The organism is Ruegeria sp. AB8, assembly GCF_056542605.1.
Window position 1 is genome coordinate 1 of sequence record NZ_JBQGAB010000070.1, and the last position, 2,732, is coordinate 2,732.

3 protein-coding genes are annotated in these 2,732 nt (G+C 56.0%); all 3 read right to left on the bottom strand.

Annotated elements, in window-relative coordinates; translation table 11 throughout:
- Window positions 1-1,480: S8 family peptidase (locus ACR0CG_RS23660; RefSeq protein WP_480527942.1), on the bottom strand; the 1,480-nt coding region annotated here is incomplete at its 3' end.
- Between the two features lie 333 nt (window positions 1,481-1,813).
- Window positions 1,814-1,999 (bottom strand): hypothetical protein, encoded by a 186-nt coding sequence (locus ACR0CG_RS23665; RefSeq protein WP_480423916.1) that lies wholly within the window; start codon window positions 1,997-1,999, stop codon window positions 1,814-1,816.
- Window positions 1,989-2,732 (bottom strand): type IV toxin-antitoxin system AbiEi family antitoxin domain-containing protein (locus ACR0CG_RS23670; protein WP_480527944.1); only part of this gene is annotated, 744 nt, incomplete at its 5' end. The genes ACR0CG_RS23670 and ACR0CG_RS23665, both read right to left, overlap by 11 nt.

Sequence of the window (2,732 nt, forward strand, 5' to 3'; positions counted from 1 at the left end):
GGAAAGGCCACTGGCTCTTCAAGACGGCATAGGCTCCAGTGACATGCGGGGCGGCCATGGACGTTCCGCCATCGTAACGAACCCCACCGCCATTATTGGCGCTAAGGATGCCTGAGCCTGGCGCAGCGAGGCAAAAGTGCATTGCGACGCCACAGTGGTTGGAGGAGTGCCATAGGCTCTTGTCTTCACGGACAGCAACGACGGCGATGAAGTAACCGAGATAATCGTCCAGCACGACCGGAATGCCTGCAGTGACTGAGACGTCGGGCAGGCCGCCGTTGCCTGCGCCAAAAACGGTCATCAAGTCTTCGGATTTGGCTCTATTCAGGGCGGTGATGGTTTTGTCGCCAAGAAATTCTTTGAGATTTTTGCTATTTTCGTCCGGAGTTTCAGTTGTGAAATCCGTGATTGGCATTTCGACGATGAAATCATCGACAATTTTGGTTCGAACCCAGCTGTTGTTCATGACATGCGCACCAGCGTCAATTGCGCGGTTTATGGCATCAGCCCATATGCTCTCGATCGGAATCGTAAATTCGGTGTAGTCGCCCCGTTTTCTTATTCCATTGAAGATGACAAGCTCGGATTCAAAGGCAACGCCGTGCAGGCCTTGACCGTTTTTCCTGCCTGCAGCGATGTTGGCAACATGCGTGCCATGACCGGAACGGCCATGACCGTCAGGTTCAGAAATATCGCCGGGGTCGCCGACATAGGAGTGGCTGTTCTCAAAGTCGATTTTCCCTTCGAATTCTGGACTGTCGAGGTCGATGCCACTGTCCAGGATTGCAATCTTTATGCCCTGTCCTCGCCAGCCTTGAGCGTATTTTTCATCGGCGCCAATCAGAGACAGGCCACGGTTTTCCTCGAATTCCGGGGTTCGGTAGTAGGCGGGATTGTCCGGACCGGGGCCTGGGTTGGGACCGGGGCCTGGGTTGGGACCGGGGCCTGGGTTGGGACCGGGACCTGGGTTGGGACCGGGACCTGGATTGGGACCGGGGCCTGGATTGGGACCGGGGCCTGGATTGGGACCGGGGCCTGGGTTGGGGCCCGGGTTTGGAGTGCCGGGACCTGGGCTTGGAATACCGGTGCCTGGATTTGGGCCGGAGCCTGTCTCAGAGTCTCCACCACCACCGCCTGCGAGAGAAGCTGCAAGCCCAACTGCGGCGAGCCCAAGGGCGATCGAACCAATTCCGAAGGTCTCCCCTGTGCTTAGCTCCGAAAGAGAAAAACTACGGGTGTCTGGTGCCCGGTCTAAGGTTTGGTTGAGGTAGTCCTCCATAATTGCTGGTCGGCTCAGGAGGATGTACTTGCGTGCATCCTCGAAGGTTGATGGATCGCGCGCATGCTCACTGACGAGGAATTGCAAGGCCTGTTGATTTGAATAGGAGGTGAGTTGATCCGAGTAGATACTCGCCGCGACGGAGGTGGCAAAGGTGACAATGGCCGTCGTGGTCAGGGCTAACGTCTTAAACAGGCGCATGATGATTGCTATTCTTTAGCTGTTAGATTGTAACTGCTCGGTTGCGACCGCGCGCCGTTGATACCGATGAACCGCCCGACCCACCCGGCTCGCAAGTAACAAGCTGAATGTATTGCGGATATTGAGGATTGCTGACCGATCATTCGGTAGGCGGGCCATTCGTTTCCTGCCCAACTTTAGAACCCGGTTACTGTATTGTGAAATACTCCGATCCTATGTTTGAATAGACATCGGCTATGGTGCGGCCTGCGCACGCCATGAGATCAGTGGCAGGAGCTTCACCACCTCAACCCAGACGAAAAGACCGAGCGATTGAAGCCGGATCAATCCAAATTAAGGCGGTCCGAAATCCAAAATAATTCGATCCGGTCTACCGCCCTTGAAGACCCAGGATTCAGATAGCTCAGGATGCGCATAGATACCCGCGAGCGCCCAGCCAAGCGCGTAATCCTTTTCCACCACGTGCGGGGTAAGGCCCTGCGTACTGGCAAGTCCAAGGATTTCGCGCTTATCGATCATGCGGGGCGTCCTTCATCCAGCTATCCGGCACACGCAAGCGCCAACGTGTGATGAGACGCGGACACTCCAAAGACGGGTCCAGCTTGGCATGCCCCTTGGTGAGATGCTTGCGCGCTTTGCGGGCAACTATTCCGCCCTTTTCGTGGCGTTCAGCAAGAAAACCGAGCCGCTTGAAGACCGCGCCGTTTCCGTGGCGCAAAGCGTAGTCGATCAACAGATCAGGGTTGCAATCAGGCCGCTGTAGGTAGCGATCAAAACACTCCGAGACATGTTGAATGCCCCCGCCAACCCGGGGATCATCGAGCATATCGATGATTGTTCGGTTAATATCAGACACCGGAATACGGGTCTGGCCACGCCAAACCGTTTTCGTCCCGAATATCATCTCATTCTTGATGTGCTTGAGTGTAAAGACCGCACCCTGCCGCTCGACTGTCCGGCCGGCAACCGAGCGGGCCGTAAACACAAGAACATCGCGAAATATCTGTTCGGTGAGGTCCCAATGCTCGGCAGCGGTCCGTCCCCCAATGTAACATGGCTCAAATAGCGTCGGCACAAGAATCCAAGGGTCCTGCAAGACCTGCCTCGCATCGAGAAGATCAAGCTGAACAGGTACATATGCCCCGCTACCAACTCGCCTGAGCCAGCCTTGGGCGGTCCATCTTGAGAGTAATTTCGCGGCCTGGTGACGGTCGATATCCAAAGCTCGCACTGCATCGTCAATACGCACGAC

Excerpts from the sequence above, each read along its gene's own strand:
- ACR0CG_RS23665 (WP_480423916.1), bottom strand. The coding sequence starts at position 1,999 with ATGATCGATAAGCGCGAAATCCTTGGACTTGCCAGTACGCAGGGCCTT.